The sequence below is a fragment of the Brevundimonas sp. NPDC055812 genome, from assembly GCF_053616535.1.
Genome location: NZ_JBSHDX010000010.1, coordinates 13697 through 30996, shown reverse-complemented (window position 1 = coordinate 30996; position 17300 = coordinate 13697). Strand labels below are relative to the sequence as shown.

Below are 17300 nucleotides of genomic sequence, written 5' to 3'. Positions count from 1 at the left end.
CGCGGGACTCGTCTCTCAGGCGTGGCGGGAAGATGCCGGGCGGTGTAGCACGCAGGCGCGGCGGAGCAAGGCGAGCCGCTGATCACGAAAGGCGGACGGCGCGTGGACGGCTGGATCGGAACCGGAAAGGTCAGGGCGCGCGAGCAGGGCGAGGCGGTCGAGATCACCATCGACGGCCTGACCACCCAGGCCAAATACTACAAGCCGCTGGTCTATGAGTTCATGCGCAAGGAATGGACGTCGCGACCATCGTGGGGCGATTACGTCGTCGAGATCGTGATGGAGCACGTCGGCGATCCGCCGTGGATGGACCTGGACAACCTCGCCAAGGCCCTGCTGGACGCCATCAAGGGCTATCTGTTTCACGACGACAGCCAGGTCGCCCGCCTGCTGGTCGAGCGCCGCGAGGGCGAGCGCGAGAGGATCACTATTCGCGTATTTCCCAGAGGGTGACGAAAATAGGGGCCGCGCTGGGCGCGACCCCTATCTGGGAACTCGGATCAGATGAGACGGATCAGCTCTCTGCGTTCGAAATCATCGTCTGGACGTCCTTCGGCTTGGCGATGTTCGAGCCGGGGGTCTTGTAGGTCGTCAGCTTGCCGCCTTCCCACAGGCCGACTTCCAGCGCCTTGGCCGCCGGGTCGATCAGCAGATAGGCCGCGTTGACGCCGCCCTCATGCTGTTTGTTGCCAGAGGTGAACAGGACGGGGCCGTCCTTCTGTAGCGGCGCCTGGGTCTGCATGTTGGCGGCCAGAACGTCGAATTTGGCGCCCAGCAGCGTCTTCAGGTCGGCTGTGATCGCGCTGTCTTCCAGCAGTTTGGTCTCGTTCGGATATTTTCCGACCTGGGCGTTCAGGGCGCTCCAGTCCGATACGGCGGCGTCGGTCGGCGCGGGGGCGATTTCGACCGGGGCGGCGGGCGTCTCGGCGGGCGGCGTCGCTTCCGGCTGGTTGCAGGCGGCTAGCGTCAGAGCGGCGACGGCGACGGATATGAGAGACAGGCGCATCACAACGACCTCGCTTGGATAGGGGAGGTCACGGCAATGCTTGCCCGCCGACAAAGGTTGCGCCTCCTCAAACGAGGCGGCGTTATTTTTTGCGGAATTGATCCAGGGACACGACCTTCGGCCCATCGTCGTCCGAGGGCGGAGGCGGGGCGGCGTCCGGGTCCCGCGCGGGCGGCGACAGGGGCGCGATCTCGGCCTCGACGATTTCCGGTTCGTCGAACTGCAGCAGGAATTGCACGCTGGGGTCGTAGAAGCGGACCACGGCGCTATAGGGAACGGTCAGCACCTTGGGCGCGCCGCCGAACTTCAGCATCACCGAGAACAGGTCAGGCTCGACCGCCAAATCCCAATACTGGTGCTGCAGCACCACCGTCATCTCATCCGGGTATTTGGCCAGAACGTCCGGCGGAACGCTGACGCCGGCCCCGCGGGTCTTGAAGGTGATGTAGAAGTGGTGGGCGCCGGGAATGCCCTCAGGCTCGGCCGCGCGCTCCAGCGCAAGGCGGATCACGCCGCGCAGGGCGTCCTGGGCGAGTTGCTCGTAATGCATCTCGTCGACAGGGGGAGTTTGATCCGTCATCGGCGCCTCAGAAAAGGGGAACACGCGACTGTTACCCGTCCAGGGCGAGCGACGGAAGACACAAGAGTCGCCGTCGGCACAGGAATTTCGATGTCGGGATGAAGCGCCGGGATTCTGTTGCCAGGCTCCCGACAGGCCCCGCCTAAGGATCTGAACCCCTAGGAGTTTAAGTTCGAAATCAACCGAACCGCATTACGCGGCGAGGCGGACTTCTCCAGCGAAGTTATCGTTCGCAGTTAGATAATGGCCCGATACGGTGGGCCAGGACGAGCGAAAGCAATCCTCTTTACACGTCCGTCGATGCTAGTCGGCCCCATGCTGCCTCCGCCGATAACGCGGGGAAGAAGTTGGTGGAGCCGCCGGGAATCGCACCCGGGTCCGGTCCGCTTATTACAGGCGCGTTTATCGCCATAGCTCGGGCGAACCCGAGCAGGTTCAATATAGGTCCTTGCGAGCGCCCATCCAAGAGGGAAGTCGGCGGCGGGAATGATTGACACCGGTGGACAATATCAGGAGCATAAACCGGAGGGGAGATGCGGCATGGGCGATATCACGCGCAGACGACTGGGGCTGGGGCTTGGCGCCGCCGGGGTCGGCGGCGGCCTGGCGGCTGTAACCGCCGCTAAGGCGGAGGCCCAGACGGAAGGCTCGGCCATTGTCCGTTCAGGCTTCATCTATGAGCAGGCGCCCTATCCGCAATGCCACGCCTCAACCATTGTGGAGACGTCCGACGGCGTCATGGCGGCCGCCTGGTTCGGAGGCACGCATGAGAAGCATCCGGATGTTTGCATCTGGTTCGCTCGCCTTGAAGGAGGGCGCTGGACCGAGGGCGCGCGCGTGGCGGACGGCGTGCAGGACGACGGGACGCGTCACCCCACTTGGAACCCAGTCCTGTTTCAGCCGCCGCAGGGCGACCTGATCCTGTTCTACAAGGTCGGACCCGATCCGTTTTCCTGGTGGGGCATGGTCATCACGTCACCGGATGGCGGGCGCACATGGTCGCCGCCGCGCCGGTTGCCGGAGGGCGTTCTCGGGCCGATCAAGAACAAGCCGATCATTCTGGCGGATGGAACCTGGCTTTCGCCGTCCAGCACTGAGGCGGGCGAAGGCATGGGCTCGGCGTCCGGGGCGGATTGGCGACTCCATTTTGAAATCAGCACGGATCAGGGGCGCAGCTGGGCTTTGACCGACCCGGTCTCGTCGCCCCTGAATATCGACGCCATCCAGCCCAGCGTCCTGGTCCATCCAAACGGCGCGCTACAGGCCGTGGCGCGTGCGCGTCAGGGAGCCTTGGCGGCCAGCTGGTCGCATGATGGCGGGCGGACATGGAGCCCCATCGGCGCGGTCGATCTGCCCAACCCCAATTCAGGTACGGACGCTTCCACCCTGGCGGATGGACGCCACGTGATCATCTATAACCACGCCGCCCATGACCCGGATCGGCCGGGGAGAGGTCCGCGCTATCCTCTCAATGTCGGCCTCTCGGAAGACGGTCTATCGTGGCGAAAGGTCTTGACGCTGGAAACCCAGCCTTTGCCGCATGGCTATGCCTACCCGGCGGTGTTTCAGGCGTCGGACGGGCTGATCCATGTCACCTATACCCATGATCGGACCCGAATCCGGCATGTGGTCCTGGACCCGTTACGGCTGACCTAGGTCAGGCGCCGCCAACCGGGAGTCTGGTTGCGGAACCAGGTCAACTGGCGCTTGGCGTAGTTGCGGGTGGACTGCTTCACGGCTGTCACCGCGTCGTCCAGAGATAGCTCCCCCGTCAGATGCGCCGCCAGTTCGCGTACGCCGACGGCCTTCATGGCGGGCAGGCCTGGGTCCAGTTTGCGGGCGGTTAGGGCGTGAACCTCGTCCAGCGCGCCATGCGCCATCATCGCATCCACGCGCATGTCGCAAGAAGCGTAGAGGCGGTCGCGCGGCGGCTCCATTACGACAGCCTCGTAACTGCCTGGGGGAAGCAGCGGCTGAGTCTCTCCTTTCCAGACGCTGAGCGCGCGGCCGCTGGCGCGATGCACGCTCAGCGCCCGGACGAGGCGTTGTCTGTCGCCGGGAAAGATCGCAGCTTCAGCGGCGGGGTCGATCTCGGCCAACCGGCGGCGGAAGGGGGCCTCGCCCTCGCAGTCGAACTCGGCCTGAACCGCGTCGCGGATCTCGATCGGGACCGGCGGAATTTCGGCCAGCCCCCTGGTCAGAGCGTTGAAGTAGAGGCCCGTGCCCCCAACCAGCAGAGCGGAGCGACCCTGAGCCGCCAGCTCGGCCAGCACGTCCATGACCGCCCGGCTCCAACGACCGACGGACCAAGCGTCAGCGGCGTCGGCGACGCCATAGAGGCGGTGCGGGATTTCAGCCTCGTCTTCTATCGAAGGGCGGGCGCTCAGCACGCGCAGGTCAGCGTAGAGTTGCTGGCTGTCGGCGTTGATGATGACGGCGTTCGTTTCGCTCGCGCGCTCCATTGCCAGGCGCGACTTGCCCGAAGCGGTGGGGCCGGCGATCAGGGTGACGAGAGGCTGGGACAAAGGATCAACTCGCGAACGGACGCTTAGGGCGATAGAACGCCCGTCATCGGTCCGGCAAGTCCGTCGGGCCATGAAGGAGTCTCCATCGTGACCGACCGCGCCGCCGTCCTCGCCGCACTCGACGCCGTCACCGATCCGAAATCGGGGCAGGGACTGGCGGCCGCCGGGCTGGTGCAGGGACTGGTCGTGGCTGAAGGCCGCGCGGGCTTCGTACTCGAGGTTCCGGCCAAGGAGACAGCGCTCTACGCCCCCGTCCGTGACGCGGCAGAGGCGGTGCTGAAGGCCCTGCCGGGCGTGGAGCGGGTGTCCGTCGTCCTGACCGCCGAGGCCGTGGCTGCGCCGCCCCGCCGCACGGCGGGTCTGTCGAAGGCCGCGACCGATCAGGGGCGGCCCAAGGCGCCGGTCCCGACCGATCGCCCCGCCCATGTGAAGCGCGTCCTGGCCGTGGCCAGCGGCAAGGGCGGCGTCGGCAAGTCGACGGTCTCCGTCAATCTGGCGGCGGCCCTGGCGGCTCGCGGTCTGTCGGTCGGCGTGCTGGATGCGGATGTCTATGGGCCGTCGCTGCCGACGATGCTGGGGATCTCGGGGCAGCCCGCCTATGAAGACGGCGCCATGGTTCCGCATGTGGCGCATGGATTGAAGGCCATGTCGGTCGGCCTGTTGACCAAGGCCGAGGACGCCATGATCTGGCGTGGGCCGATGGCGTCTCAGGCCATCATTCAGATGCTGACCCAGACGCGTTGGGGGACGGAAGAGCAGCCGCTGGACGTTCTGGTCGTCGACCTGCCGCCCGGCACCGGCGACGTGCAACTCACGTTGATCCAGAAGACGCCGCTTGATGGGGCTGTGATTGTTTCGACGCCACAGGAAGTCGCTCTGGCGGACGCGCGCCGCGCGCACACCTTGTTCGCCAAGGTCGACGTGCCGACCCTGGGCTTGATCGAGAACATGAGCGGCGAGGTGTTTGGAACCGGCGGCGTCCAGGCTGAGGCCGGGCGTCTTGGCGCGCCCTATCTGGGCGACCTCCCGCTAGACGGGGCGTTGCGTCGCGCGGGCGACGCGGGGCGGCCTTTGGTCGCCGTTGACCCGCAGCACCCGGCGTCCGAGCGTTTCCATCAAATCGCCGCGCAGGTCGCCGCGGCGTTGGGCCTCTGAGGGAGGGCGTCATGGCTGAACAGGAAAAGTCCGTCATCGTCTGCGGCATCGACGGCAGCGCGCATGCTGAAACGGCGGTGCGTCAGGCGGCGCGACTGGCCAGGGCGAATGACGCCAGGCTGGCCCTGGTGGCGGTCAATCCGCTCAGTTCGGCCAGCGGCCATCCCGACATCCGGGCCTGGAAGGCCGAGGAACAGGACGCCATCCTTATGCGCGCGATGGCCGAGGCGCGGCGTCATTGCAAGGCGGTTGAAGCGGTGACCACGGAAGGACACGACGTCGCTGACGCCCTGATCGCGGCGGCGGGCGCCCTGGGCGCGGACCACATCATCGTGGGTACGGGAGACCGCAAGGGTCTGGTCAACTGGCTGATGGGCTCGACGGCCAAGGCCGTAGCCGCCCGCGCGCCCGTCAGCGTGACCATCGCCCGCTAGGCGGGTTCGACCACCACGGCGGTGCCGTACGCCAGAACCTCAGTCACGCCGGGCATGATCTCGTTGGCGTCATAGCGCATGGCCAGGATGGCGTTGGCGCCCATCTCGCGCGCATGGGCGATCAAGTCGTCATAGGCTTCCTGACGGGCGGCCTCGGCCAGTTTGACATAGGCGCCGACCTTGCCGCCGATCATCGACTGCACCCCGCCGATGGCGTCGGAGATGACGTTGCGCGAACGCACGGTGATGCCGCGCACCACGCCCAGTTGGCGCACGATATGGTAGCCGGCCAAGTCGTTGGTGGTCGCGACGATCATGGAAATCTCCTCGGCTCAGCGGCGGTCCAGAACGGTGAAGGCGAAGGCGTGGTCATCCTTCTCGCCCGCTTGGTGCGGTTCGAACGTCGTGCGGACGAAGGCGGTTTCGTCGAAGGTCGGGAAGACGGCGTCGCCTTGCGGTTCGGCTTCGACCTCCGTGATGTACAGGCGACGGGCGCGGGGCAGGGCGGCGGCGAAGATCGCCGTGCCGCCGATGACGCAAACCTCGTCGACGCCATCCTCTGCGGCCTGTTCGCGGGCGATGGAAAGCGCCTCGTCCAGGTTGGAACAGACCACCGCGCCCTTGGCCAGGCCTGACTCGGCGTAGGATTCATCCTTGGTCAGGATGATGTTCAAACGGCCAGGCAGGGGTTTCAGCGGCAGGCTTTCCCAGGTCTTGCGACCCATGATGCAGGGTTTGCCGATGGTGACGGCCTTGAAGCGTTGCAGGTCCGAGCGCAGCCGCCAGGGCAGGTCGCCGTCCCGACCGATGACGCCGTTCCTGGCGCGGGCGACGACGAGGGCGATGGTGGGAACAGCCAAGCTGATTGTCCGTTGTTGCGGGAACTTCACCTTCAAATGCCCTCGGAGCCCCGTGTGAACAAGTACGCCAAGCCCCTGATCGTCGGATTCATCGTCCTGCTGGTCGTTTCCTTTGTCGTCGGCTTCCTGGGCGGAGCGGCCGGGGCGGATCTGGGCGTGTTGCCGATGATGGCGGGCCTGTTCGCGGGCGCCTTCACGGCCTACATCATGGCCAACCTTGCGGGGAACCGGGCCGGCGTCGCCGCATCCGACGCCGAACGCGCCGACATCGCCAGCCTGACGCCGCCTTCGGGCAAGGCTCTGGTCATCGTCTATCGCGAAGGGTTTGTGGCCATGGCGGCGGGCATGAACCTGGCGCTGGACCGCCGGGAGTTCGCCCAGATCAAGGGCGGCAAGTTCACCGCCATTGCAGTGGATCCGGGCGAGCATGAACTGTCGGCCGGATTCGGCGGTCTGGCGGGGCCGCAGAACAACGCTGCGACCGTCAGCTTCGTGGCGCGTGAAGACATGGTCTTCGCCTATCGGGCCACGGTGTCTATGGGCGCGGTCAAGAACAGCGTGGTGCTCGTGCCCGCGCCCGAAGACAAGGATGCGCTCAGCGCCCGGCTGGCGCGCATGCCGATGACGGCGCCGGACAGCGCCGTCTCGACCTGATCAGGCGTCCGGCTCGAGCAGTTTCAGGCGGAAGAACAAGCCGCCGATCACGGCGCCGATCGCGGGTGCGACGAAGAAGACCCAGACCTGGCTCAGCGCCTGTCCGCCCGCCAGCAGCGCGGGGCCGAAGCTGCGGGCCGGGTTGACCGACACGCCCGTCACCTGGATGCCGACGATGTGGATGACCGCCAGGGTGATGCCGATGGCCACGCCCGCGAAGGCGCCGTGACCCTTGGCCCCGGTCACGCCCAGGATGGCGATCAGGAAGATGGCGGTCGCCACGATCTCGAACGTCAGCGCCGCCTGCAGGCCGTATCCGCCCGGCGATCCCGCATCGAAGCCGTTCTGGCCCAGATTGGCGAAACCCGTCTTGGCGATCGCGCCCAGAATGGCCGCGGCGATGATCGCGCCGATGAATTGGGCGATCCAATAGAGGATCATGTCTTTCGCGCTCATCCGTCCCGCTGCGAAGACGCCGAGGCTGACGGCCGGGTTAATGTGGCACCCTGAGATGGGACCTATGCCGTAGGCCATGGCGATGAGGGCGAAGCCGAAGGCCAGGGCGATGCCCAACTGCCCCACGTGATCGAATCCGCCCAGCACGGCTGCGCCGCATCCGAAAAGCACCAGAACCAGCGTGCCGACCAGTTCGGCGGCGAACTTCTTGACCATGGAACCCTCCCGTTTCCTGTCACCGCTTCGAAGCGGATCGACGGAGGGTGCGCTCGAATCGACAGGTTCGCCAGTCGGCGTTACTCGAGTTTACGTTTCGGCCTTCAGCCAGCGCAGCCACTTGCGCTCCATCGCAGCGTTCAGGTCCACGCCGGCCCGGTCGCAATAGATCAGCAGCATGCCCAGGACGTCCGCAGCCTCATCGGCCAGAGCCTGGGCGTTGGCGGCGCCGCGTGCGCGGGAGGTCAGGCGCAGGTGCTCGGCGGTCAGTTCGCCCAGTTCCTCCTGCAACTTCAGCAAGGCCCAGTCGCGGTCACGGTCGATGGCGTGCTCACGCGCATAGATGTCGGAGATGCGGAGGACATCCGCCTGAAGTTCGGAGAGTTTCATGAAGAGGCGCTGCGTCAGACCGCGACGGCGGCCTTGATGTGCGGCCAGGATTGATAGTCGTTCACCACGAAATCGGACAGTTCGAAGCCGAACAGATCGTCCTTGTCCGCCACCGTCAGGGTGGGCAGGGGCAGGGGAGCGCGGCTCAGTTGCAGCTCTGCCTGCTCCAGGTGGTTCAGATACAGGTGGGCGTCGCCGAAGGTGTGGACGAAGTCGCCCGGCTCCAGCCCCACGACCCTGGCCAGCATGTGCGTGAGCAGGGCGTAGGAGGCGATGTTGAAGGGCACGCCCAGGAAGATGTCCGCCGAGCGTTGATATAGCTGGCAGCTCAGCTTTCCGTCGGCGACGAAGAATTGGAACAGGCAGTGACAGGGCGGCAGGGCCATGTCGTCGACATCGGCCGGATTCCAGGCGCTGACGATGTGGCGACGGCTGTTGGGATTAGTTTTCAGGCCGTGGACCAACTTCTGGATCTGGTCGATGCTCGCGCCGTTCGGGGCGGCCCAGGAGCGCCACTGCTTGCCGTACACGGGGCCCAGATCGCCGTTCGCATCGGCCCATTCATCCCAGATGCTGACGCCGTTGTCCTTCAGCCAGGCGATGTTGGTCTCGCCGCGCAGGAACCACAGCAGCTCGATGAAGATCGACCGCGTGTGCAGTTTCTTCGTCGTCAGCAGGGGGAAGCCCTTGGATAGGTCGAAGCGCATCTGACGGCCGAAGACGCCCAGCGTTCCCGTGCCGGTGCGGTCGTCGCGTCGCACGCCGTTGTCGAGGATGTCCCGCAACAGATTCAGATACTGCCATTCGGGATGATCGGCGGGAACGGCCGCCGTGCGGGCTTCAAGATCGGCGAGGGCGACGGCGGCGTTCATGAGAAGAGGATGCCGCTGATTCGCCTCTCTGGGCAGTCGCCCGATTCGCTTGCTCACAGAAAAGTCCAACCTCGCGCATCCTTGCCACGTCGGAGGCGATGGCCAAAAAAAGAAAAACGCCCGCCGAAAATCCCGGCGGGCGTCATTCCTAAGTAAGACTGTGAGGTTAGGTCAGCGGCCCGGAGCGAGCCGTTCGTTCTGGACCCAGCCGACGTTGTCGTTGTCGTCCATCACCTCCCACCAGGCGCCGTCGCGGTTGCCGGTCGGGTAGAGGCGCAGGCCCTCTGGCAGGGCGCGCACGACCGAGCCGCCGTTGGGCGTCGAGCGCAGGGTCGCCGCCTGCTGGACGGTGTAGGTCTGGATCGGGGCCTCCTGGGCCGCCGAGCCGCCTTCCAGGCCGCCCATCTGGGTCACCATGTCGGTGTAGGCCTGGATGAACGACTGGGCCACGATGCGGCCGATCTCGGTGTTTTCATAGCTGCCGCCCCCCAGGGCGCCTGCGCCGAATCCGCCCGCGCCCAGGCCCCAGCTCATGTCGCGTTTGGAGGCGTAGCCTTCGGTGACCAACTGGGTTTCCGAAGTGCGGACATTGGTCAGCGACAGGACGGTGTTGGCTTCCATGTTGCGCGTGCGCAGGCCGCCGACGATCGCGCCGGCGCGGCCGCCGAGCGCGGCGCCGGCCAGCCCCGCCAGGGCGTTGCCGCCGGAGTTGGCGTTTTGGCTGGCGATCTCGCCGACGAGGACGTAATCCGCCGCACGGACCTGGCCGCCGCCGACATTGGAGCCGCGCTGAAGGTCGCCGCCCGAAGCCAATTCGCGTTCGCGTTGGGCCACGCTCATGCCCGTGCCGCGATCCACCAGGGTGAAGCAGCCCGAACGCTGGATCACGACGCGCAGCAGGCTTTGCGGCGGCGACAATTGGAGTTCGCGCCAGTAGTCGGACTGCCCGTCCGCGATGGTGATCGAGCCCAGGCTGGCGCTGCAGCGCGGAATCTGGGCCATTTGCGCATCCTGGGTGCGCTGGGCTCCGCTGCGGCGGGCCTGGGCTTCGGCCGGCGCGGCGGCGGTGAGGGCGGTAGAGGCCGCCAGGGCGGCGACGGTCAGTGCAGCGAGTTTCATATAATCCCCCGTTCTTCGAGAACGGGCGGATATAGCCCAGCTTTGTGATCCTCCCAAGACGCCGCGCTGATCGACCTCAGCCCTTGAAGCCGTCGGAGCGCAGGAACTCGGCCTCGTCCTCGCTCGTGGGCCGGGCCAGGCAGGCGTTTCGGTGAGGAAAGCGGCCGAAGCGAGCGATGATGTCGCGATGGATGATGGCGAATCGGTAGGTCTCAGCCTCCGTTTCGGGGTTCAGCAGGGTCAACAACTGCTCCTGATCCTCAAGCGTTTCGGAGTGCATCAGCGGCATCAGCATGAAGGCTCGCAGCATCGGATCGATCTTGCGGTCGTGACCTCGCTGGATCGCTTCTTTTGAAAACCCGAGCGCCAGGGGATCGGTCGCGAACATATGGGCCGTGTCGCGAAACGAGTTTCGCGGCAACTGGTCCAACAGGATGATCAGGGCCAAGGCGGCCTCAGGAGTCTCGATCCAATGATCCAGTTCGCGTCGTGCCGCGGCGTAGTGGCTGTCGCAGCAGCGGTCGGTGAAGGCGCGATCGAAGACGGCGTCCTTGGCGAACCATTTTCCGGGACCAGCGTCGGTCCAGAATTCGATGACTTCGGCGGGGGTGAGCAGTTGGGTCATGACCCAAGCCTAGCAGCGACACGCCAAAAAGCACGGACACGAGCCGTGTCGCCTATCTTCACAATGTAAGGAAAGATGGTCGGAGTGGCAGGATTCGAACCTGCGACCCCCGCGTCCCGAACGCGGTGCTCTACCAGACTGAGCCACACTCCGACTTTCGCAAATCATGCGACCCGTGGGCCGCCGTCTGCGTCGAGGAGGGGGCTTATAGCCATGCCGACCGCCCCCCGCAAGCGGGTAAATGAGCCTCCCGAAAAAAGTCTCGGGTCGATGAAATTTCTTTCGTTTTCAGGTGTTGCATCCCCCGAAACCTTGGCGTAGATGACCGCTCCTCGCCGCGACGCACTGCGGCGGCGGGAACGCCGGACCGCTGGGGAATGGTGTAATGGTAACACTACGGTTTTTGGTACCGTCATTCTAGGTTCGAGTCCTAGTTCCCCAGCCACCGTCCTGTAAGGGTTTGAGCGCTCCGGGCGCTCCCTTCAAGGCTCGAGTTTTACGCCGCATTTTACAGCTGCCTGTCTGTGAAGCCTCTGGGCGCGTGACGCCAGGAGATTACCGCTCCTCGATTGGAGTCCAGTCTATGACCAGTGCGCCAAGCGTGACGTATGGCCTATGCCTGGGTTGAAGCAATTGCAGGGGTCCAGCGCTTTGAAATGCGCTTTCTGGTGTGTTCCCGCTTCGTAGAGGTGGCCCACATTGTGCTCGGCGGGGTATTTAGCGCCGCGTTGAGCCTGGAAAGCCAGCATGCGCTGTTCCAGGGCGTGGGGGTCTTGGCCCTTGGCGACAATGTAGTCCTGATGGAAGACGTGGCAAAGAAAATGCCCATAGTACATCCGGTGCAGAATGGGCGCGGCCAGATCGTCGGGTAAGGTCTCCATCCAGTCGCGGTCATTGCGCCTCAAGGCGATGTCCAGGGCGACGATGTCGGATACATGCTGATGGTGGATCGCCCGAAAACGGACGGCGGCGCCGGCTGCCGCAAAGCGGTGCAGAAAGGCCTTGGCGCTTTCATCATCTGAGCATTCAAATGCGGCGGCATCGTCGTCATCGAGGGCGTGGGCTAGGTATCGGCGCGCTTCTTCGACACCCTCGCCGCAGACCTTGAGCATCAGATGATGTTCGTAGCGGGCGCGATAATCCTCCATTCGTTCCGGGAGGTGATTGGGAAACCAACTGCCGATGACTTGGGCGAGGCGATCGCTCAAGAACGACGGAGCCCAGGGCAGGCGGCCGCAGAGAGCGTCGAGGCGCGCCTTGAATGCTGCGATGTGGCGGATGCTTCCGACGCCCAGAAGGCGGATCGCCAGGAAGGTGTCTTTTCCATAGGTTCGGGCGATGTCGTAGCAGTCGCGATGCATGTATTCCGCCGCGATGGGCAGGGTGCGAAAGCCGCTCAGAATGTCACGACGGATTCGGGTCAGCGTGTCGGGACTGTTGGCGCCGATATAGAAGGTCCGGGCGCCAGACTGTTTGGGGAAGGTGTCCAGCCGAACGGCGAAGACCATGACCTTTCCAGCGCTTCCTGAAGCTTCGAAAAGACGATCAGGGTCTGCGTTGTAGCGGGCGGGGCTGTCCGCTTCGATGTCGCGCACCCGCTCTTCATAGCCTGAATCCGATGCGGCCGTGGCTGGATCGTGCCTGACGTCGCGGTGGGTGAAGTCGCCTGCGTCCAGGCGCTGCAGAATGGCCTCAGGCTCCGTGCCTAAGGCGATGCCCAGATGGTTGATTAGTTCAACCTGACCACGGGCGTCGATGCGCGCGAACAGCGCCAACTCCGTATACGCGGGGCCGCGCTGGACCAGAGAGCCGCCGGAATTGTTGCATACGCCGCCCACGACCGAGGCGCCGATGCACGATGAGCCGATGACCGAATGCGGCTCTCGATCCAGCGGCTTGAGCAAGGCCTCCAGCCTATCCAGCGTCGCGCCGGGCAGGCAAATGGCCTGACGGCCGCTGTCGATCAGGTGAACGCCTTTCAATCGAAGCGTGCTGATGATGACGATGTCACGATCATAATCATCGCCGTGTGGCGTAGACCCGCCGGTCAGGCCCGTGTTGGCGGCCTGCATGAGGACGATCTTGTTGGCGGCGGCGCAGGCCAGCAGGACGCGCCATTGCTCGATCAGGGAGCCGGGGCGGACGACCGCAAGAACCTTGCCTTCGCCATAACGGTAGCCGCGGCGGTAACGCTCTGTCGCGGCGGGGCGAGTCAGTACGTGTCCAGCACCGACGCATTGCTTCAGGTCGGCGATGAAGGCGGCGTTCTCAGCAATTGCCGAGCGGGTCGGGGTCATGGATGTCATGCGAATTTTAACGACCACGGGCAGTCAGCGTCGACGGCGCGAACCGTTCGAGCGGGGAGTAGTCGGTGGCGTGTAGATAGATCGACTCGCGTCGCGCTACGAGCGGGCCGTCAGTTTCCGACGCTGCAGCCGCCGCCTGCCACTCAGGGTCGGCGCGAAATTGCGCCCAACTGCGCTCACGGCTGTCGAGATCCGGATAGGCCAGGATGTAGATCAGCCTCACGTCATCGGAACCATAGGTTTTCCAGTAGCCGACCGAAACTATTCCGTGGCGGGCGAAGAGCCGCATCGTGTGCTCGCGAAAGCGGCATTCCAGCGCCTCCATCCGTCCGGCAGCCGGATGATAGGTCCGCATTTCAAATAGGCGCTGTGGGCTCATCCAACGAGTCTCCCCTCGATATTTCAATGCGCTGGCGCCGTCTTTTTCGGCAGGAATTTTCGCACGCGCCGTGCCGGTGAAACGGTCCGTTGACACGGCGAAATATGCATTTAGTATACAGTTAGAGGGATGGGAAGCTAGGCTTTCCCAATCGGGAAAGGTCTGCGCCGGGGAAGTCGAGCGAGATGTGAGGATTCGCTTCTTCATGATTTCGCGCAACAAGTTCCGATAAAAATCGGAAATTCCATAAATTTTCAGCGCAATATCAGCGATTCTTAGAAGAAAATCGTGAGTGCTGTTGATGAAAAGGGGAGGGAAGAATTGAAGACGGAAAAGTTTATTGCATCACTGCTAGGCGGCGTAAGCGTGCTGGCTGTGTCGTCAGCGGCCAATGCTCAGGAGGGGATTGAGCAGCAGGACTCGTCGGTGGAAACGACCGCGTCCCAAGTCGGGGATATTGTGGTCACCGGCTCGCGGATCGTTAGGAACGGCTACACGGCGCCTACCCCCGTTACGGTGGTGGCTGTCGAACAATTGCAAGCCACAGCGCCCGGCAGCATTCCAGACGGCCTGAATCAATTGCCGCAGTTCACGATGAGCAGCGGGACGCAGAATACAGGCAATCAGGCGACGAGCCCCAATGCCGGCAACTACCTGAATTTGCGCGGCCTGGGATCGATCCGCAACCTCGTCCTGCTGGACGGCCAACGCATTCCGCCGACCAGTTTCCAGGGTACGGTGGACACCAATGTTATCCCGTCAGCTCTGGTTTCGCGCGTCGATGTCGTCACGGGCGGCGCGTCGGCCGCCTATGGATCGGACGCAGTCAGCGGCGTGATCAACTTCATCCTGGACACGGGCTATACGGGGGTGAAGGGCAGTGCGAAGGTCGGCATCTCAGACTATGGCGACGACCTGTCCTCTGGCTTTGACATCGCGGGCGGCTTCGATGTGCTGGACGGTCGCGGCCATGTGTTGCTGAGCTACGATCACTATCAACGCGACGGCATTCCGCGAAACGAAGATCGCCCGCGCGGCGGCGACTGGATCACCCAGGTCGGCAACGGCACAGCGGCGGCGCCCTATCGCAATGCAGGCCCGGTCTTCTACCAGACCGGCACTTTCGGCACCTTGTTCCCTCATGCCGCCAACTTCTCCGAAAATACCGGCAACCCGTTGGCGGGGATGCATTTCCTGCCGGATGGCAGTCTGGTCCCCTTCGATCCGGGCGTCACGCCGGCCGGCAGCAGCAATGTCGGCATCGGCGGAGACGGCTCGCCAAGCATCGGCAAGACGCTGACAGGCGGTCAGGTGACGGACCAGCTGTTCGGGCGCTTCGACTACAATCTGACCGACGACCTGAAGGCTTTCGCGCAACTGAGCTTTGCCCAGACCGAAAACTCATTCGTCACGATCGGCTCGGGTACGCAGACCAACGCCTTCTACATTTTTGCCGATAATCCTTATCTTCCGGCGGGCGCAGCGGCGCTTCTCGACGCCTATGCTGGGCGGGACGGCGTCTGGGGCACGGCGGATGATCGACGTGTAGGCGGCGGACGGATCCATGCCGATCAGCCGTTCAAGGAGGTCGTCGCGCAGAACGTCGCCTATACCTTCCTGACGGGACTTTCCGGCAGCCTGGGGAATTACAGCTGGAAGGCGACCTATGCGCATGGGGATTCCCTGCTGCGCTCATCCCACTCGGGCAACTTCTATCAGGATCGATATTTCGCCTCCCTGGACGCGGTACGGGATGGCAGCGGCAATATCGTCTGCAACATCACTCTCACCCATCCTGGGCTGATGGACGACTGCCGTCCGATCAACTGGTTCGGCGCCAACAGCCCGACGGAGGAAGATTTCGACTGGGTGAGCGGCGTCTCGAAATATCGCGTGTCGCAGAAGATGGACATCTTCGCGGCTGAACTGGCCGGCGAGCTGTTCAACCTTCCGGCTGGTCCTCTGTCGTTCGCCGTGGGCGCAGAGTACCGCAAGCAGAAGCTGGACCAGGTCAGCAACTCCGACCCCTCCATTCCGACGTCGACAGTCGGGCTGAGAACCAACGTTGCGCAGACGATCAACAAGTACAACTCGACCAACGTCGGCTGGGCGCAAGGGCAGTACGACGTCAAGGAGGTCTTCCTGGAACTGGCGGTTCCTGTCCTGGCGGATCAGCCGTGGGCGCGTGCGCTCGATCTGAACGGAGCCGTACGTTACACGGAATACTCCACCAGCGGCGGCGTCACCACATGGAAGGCGGGCCTCAGCTATACGCCGATCGACGATGTGCGACTGCGCTACACCATCTCTCGCGATATTCGGGCGCCGACGCTGTATGAGTTGTTCGCTGGCGATCAGGCGGCGCGCGGCGGGTTCTTTGACGCGCACAGCGGCCGCAATGACAATGTGATCACCCTGTCGAGCGGAAACCCGGATCTGAAGCCGGAGATCGGCGATACCTATACGGCGGGCGTGATCTGGCAGCCGTCCTTCGTTCCCGGTTTTTCTGTGTCGGTTGATTATTTCAGCATCGAGATCACCGACGCTATCGCCAACCTGAACCGCGACAACGCCAATGAGGAGTGCATCGCCAGCAACGGCACGTCGTCACTGTGCCAATACATCATCCGGCCATTCCCGTTCTCGCACGTGCCGGCGAGCGACAACTTCCCGCTTGCGACGCGTGTGTTGCCCTACAATCAGGCGCTCTCCTCGATGCACGGCATCGACTATGAGTTCGCCTATCGAATGCCGGTGACGGTTGGGGCGCTGGATGGTGATCTGAGGCTGCGGCTGATCGGCAGCTATGTGCCAGGACGGAAGACGCGCACCGACATCAATGCGGCGCCGGTTCAGAACGCCAATGTCGGCGTCAACGCCAAGCATCGTTTCAACGTCCAGGCCAACTACATTCAGGGACCCTGGAAGCTGACGACCCAGGCCCGTTATATCGGCGAGACGGAGCGTACGCGCGACCGGACAGTCTTCTATGAAGAGCCGACGGTGCCCTCGGTGGTCTATGTGGATGTCACTGTCGAGCGTGATTTTTCGGTGCGTGGTCACGACCTGACCGCCTTCCTGACGGTGAACAACGCCTTCGACCAGAAGCCGCCTTTGATCGGCAACGGTCAGCCAGGCCAGATGTATCCGACCAATCAGGCCGTCTACGATGTCGTGGGGCCTTACTATACGACCGGTATTCGATTCGCCTTCTGACGGCCTGCTGGACGTCTTCAGGTCCGACGAACTTCAGGTTCGTCGGACCTCCTTTTTGTGAGTAGGGAGGGAGTAGACCATGAAAATGCCGAGCCTTTTGCAGACGGGCGTCCTTATCGCGACCGCTGGTCTGATCGTGTCGAGTTGCGCTGCGTCGCAAGCCAGCGAGCGGGCGGATATGGGGCCGCCGCTTCATCCGTTCGAGAGTGAGCAGACACAGCCGCCGGAGGCGACCGCCAGCCTGTTGCCTGAGGGCGTGGGACGAGACACCACGATCCGCGTGTGTTCGGGCTGTCATGCGGTTGAACTGGTCGCCGAGAAGCATCTGACGCGACAGGAGTGGTTTGACCTGGTTCAGTTCATGGGAGATCGCGGAGCGACGGGAACGGCTGCCGAAATGGCCGAGATCACGGACTATCTGGCTCGATCATTTCCCAAGAAATAGCGCGTCCATCGATGTTCTTGGATTAGGCCGTTCCTTCGAGGGGCGGCCTATTCTTTTGGCCG

General features: G+C 64.0%; 19 protein-coding genes, 2 tRNA genes and 1 other RNA gene. 8 read left to right on the top strand and 14 right to left on the bottom strand.

Features of this window, described 5'->3' with window-relative positions; translation table 11 throughout:
* Positions 1–102: 102 nt before the first annotated feature.
* Positions 103–453 (top strand): RusA family crossover junction endodeoxyribonuclease, encoded by a 351-nt coding sequence (locus tag ACWGL1_RS15405; protein WP_291775843.1) that lies wholly within the window; start codon positions 103–105, stop codon positions 451–453.
* 61 nt (positions 454–514) lie between these two features.
* Here ACWGL1_RS15405 and ACWGL1_RS15400 read toward each other — a convergent pair whose 3' ends face one another.
* The 3 genes from ACWGL1_RS15400 to ssrA all read right to left on the bottom strand — a co-directional run bounded on the left by ACWGL1_RS15400 (position 515) and on the right by ssrA (position 2056).
* On the bottom strand, positions 515–1006 hold the full coding sequence (locus ACWGL1_RS15400; protein ID WP_452112476.1) for a hypothetical protein: 492 nt from the start codon (positions 1004–1006) through the stop codon (positions 515–517).
* An 82-nt stretch (positions 1007–1088) separates the two neighbouring features.
* Complete coding sequence (locus tag ACWGL1_RS15395) at positions 1089–1586, bottom strand: SspB family protein (protein ID WP_046652932.1); 498 nt, start codon at positions 1584–1586, stop codon at positions 1089–1091.
* A gap of 102 nt (positions 1587–1688) precedes the next feature.
* Positions 1689–2056: a transfer-messenger RNA gene (ssrA, locus tag ACWGL1_RS15390) on the bottom strand.
* 70 nt (positions 2057–2126) lie between these two features.
* Here ssrA and ACWGL1_RS15385 point away from each other — a divergent pair.
* The gene (locus ACWGL1_RS15385; RefSeq protein WP_291775851.1) at positions 2127–3242 is read left to right on the top strand and encodes a sialidase family protein; all 1116 of its coding nucleotides are present in this window, start codon (positions 2127–2129) and stop codon (positions 3240–3242) included.
* On the opposite strand, the gene miaA is transcribed toward ACWGL1_RS15385, so the two are convergent.
* A complete protein-coding gene (gene miaA / locus ACWGL1_RS15380) occupies positions 3239–4111 on the bottom strand; it encodes a tRNA (adenosine(37)-N6)-dimethylallyltransferase MiaA (protein WP_452112475.1) in 873 nt (290 codons plus the stop codon). The two genes, ACWGL1_RS15385 and miaA, sit on opposite strands and share 4 nt — an antisense overlap.
* 87 nt (positions 4112–4198) lie before the next feature.
* Between miaA and ACWGL1_RS15375 the strand changes: the two genes are divergently transcribed.
* Complete coding sequence (locus ACWGL1_RS15375) at positions 4199–5266, top strand: Mrp/NBP35 family ATP-binding protein (RefSeq protein ID WP_452112474.1); 1068 nt, start codon at positions 4199–4201, stop codon at positions 5264–5266.
* Positions 5267–5277: 11 nt separating this feature from the next.
* A complete protein-coding gene (locus ACWGL1_RS15370; protein WP_452112473.1) occupies positions 5278–5700 on the top strand; it encodes a universal stress protein in 423 nt (140 codons plus the stop codon).
* On the opposite strand, the gene ACWGL1_RS15365 is transcribed toward ACWGL1_RS15370, so the two are convergent.
* Together ACWGL1_RS15365 and ACWGL1_RS15360 are read right to left on the bottom strand one after the other, a co-directional pair.
* Positions 5697–6017 carry a YbjQ family protein gene (locus ACWGL1_RS15365; RefSeq protein ID WP_452112472.1) on the bottom strand — a complete coding sequence of 107 codons (321 nt, stop codon included), beginning with the start codon at positions 6015–6017 and terminating at the stop codon, positions 5697–5699. The two genes, ACWGL1_RS15370 and ACWGL1_RS15365, sit on opposite strands and share 4 nt — an antisense overlap.
* Before the next feature lie 15 nt (positions 6018–6032).
* Positions 6033–6560 (bottom strand): dihydrofolate reductase, encoded by a 528-nt coding sequence (locus ACWGL1_RS15360; protein ID WP_452112471.1) that lies wholly within the window; start codon positions 6558–6560, stop codon positions 6033–6035.
* A 54-nt stretch (positions 6561–6614) separates the two neighbouring features.
* On the opposite strand from ACWGL1_RS15360, the gene ACWGL1_RS15355 reads away from it, so the two are divergent.
* Positions 6615–7214: a hypothetical protein gene (locus ACWGL1_RS15355; protein ID WP_452112470.1), complete on the top strand. Its 600-nt coding sequence runs from the start codon at positions 6615–6617 to the stop codon at positions 7212–7214.
* On the opposite strand, the gene ACWGL1_RS15350 is transcribed toward ACWGL1_RS15355, so the two are convergent.
* The 6 genes from ACWGL1_RS15350 to ACWGL1_RS15325 form a co-directional block, all read right to left on the bottom strand.
* Complete coding sequence (locus ACWGL1_RS15350; RefSeq protein WP_291775867.1) at positions 7215–7886, bottom strand: aquaporin; 672 nt, start codon at positions 7884–7886, stop codon at positions 7215–7217. It lies immediately after the preceding gene.
* Between the two features lie 90 nt (positions 7887–7976).
* A complete protein-coding gene (locus ACWGL1_RS15345; protein ID WP_291775869.1) occupies positions 7977–8276 on the bottom strand; it encodes a nucleoside triphosphate pyrophosphohydrolase family protein in 300 nt (99 codons plus the stop codon).
* Between the two features lie 14 nt (positions 8277–8290).
* Positions 8291–9148, bottom strand: coding sequence for a thymidylate synthase (locus tag ACWGL1_RS15340; RefSeq protein WP_291775871.1), 858 nt, complete (start codon positions 9146–9148; stop codon positions 8291–8293).
* 171 nt (positions 9149–9319) lie between these two features.
* Entirely contained in the window at positions 9320–10267 is a 948-nt protein-coding gene (locus ACWGL1_RS15335; protein WP_291775873.1) for a CsgG/HfaB family protein, read from the bottom strand.
* A 76-nt stretch (positions 10268–10343) separates the two neighbouring features.
* Positions 10344–10892, bottom strand: coding sequence for a DUF924 family protein (locus ACWGL1_RS15330; RefSeq protein WP_452112469.1), 549 nt, complete (start codon positions 10890–10892; stop codon positions 10344–10346).
* A 76-nt stretch (positions 10893–10968) separates the two neighbouring features.
* Positions 10969–11045 (bottom strand) — tRNA-Pro (locus ACWGL1_RS15325).
* 218 nt (positions 11046–11263) lie between these two features.
* Between ACWGL1_RS15325 and ACWGL1_RS15320 the strand changes: the two genes are divergently transcribed.
* Positions 11264–11337 (top strand) — tRNA-Gln (locus tag ACWGL1_RS15320).
* Between the two features lie 136 nt (positions 11338–11473).
* Here ACWGL1_RS15320 and dld read toward each other — a convergent pair.
* Positions 11474–13189 (bottom strand): D-lactate dehydrogenase, encoded by a 1716-nt coding sequence (gene dld, locus ACWGL1_RS15315; protein ID WP_452112468.1) that lies wholly within the window; start codon positions 13187–13189, stop codon positions 11474–11476.
* Between the two features lie 16 nt (positions 13190–13205).
* Positions 13206–13784, bottom strand: coding sequence for an NIPSNAP family protein (locus ACWGL1_RS15310; protein WP_338575217.1), 579 nt, complete (start codon positions 13782–13784; stop codon positions 13206–13208).
* A gap of 81 nt (positions 13785–13865) precedes the next feature.
* Between ACWGL1_RS15310 and ACWGL1_RS15305 the strand changes: the two genes are divergently transcribed.
* Together ACWGL1_RS15305 and ACWGL1_RS15300 are read left to right on the top strand one after the other, a co-directional pair.
* Positions 13866–16793, top strand: a complete 2928-nt coding sequence (locus ACWGL1_RS15305; RefSeq protein ID WP_346487720.1) for a TonB-dependent receptor domain-containing protein — start codon at positions 13866–13868, stop codon at positions 16791–16793.
* A gap of 79 nt (positions 16794–16872) precedes the next feature.
* The gene (locus tag ACWGL1_RS15300; protein WP_338575214.1) at positions 16873–17238 is read left to right on the top strand and encodes a hypothetical protein; all 366 of its coding nucleotides are present in this window, start codon (positions 16873–16875) and stop codon (positions 17236–17238) included.
* The last annotated feature ends 62 nt before the right edge of the window (positions 17239–17300 follow it).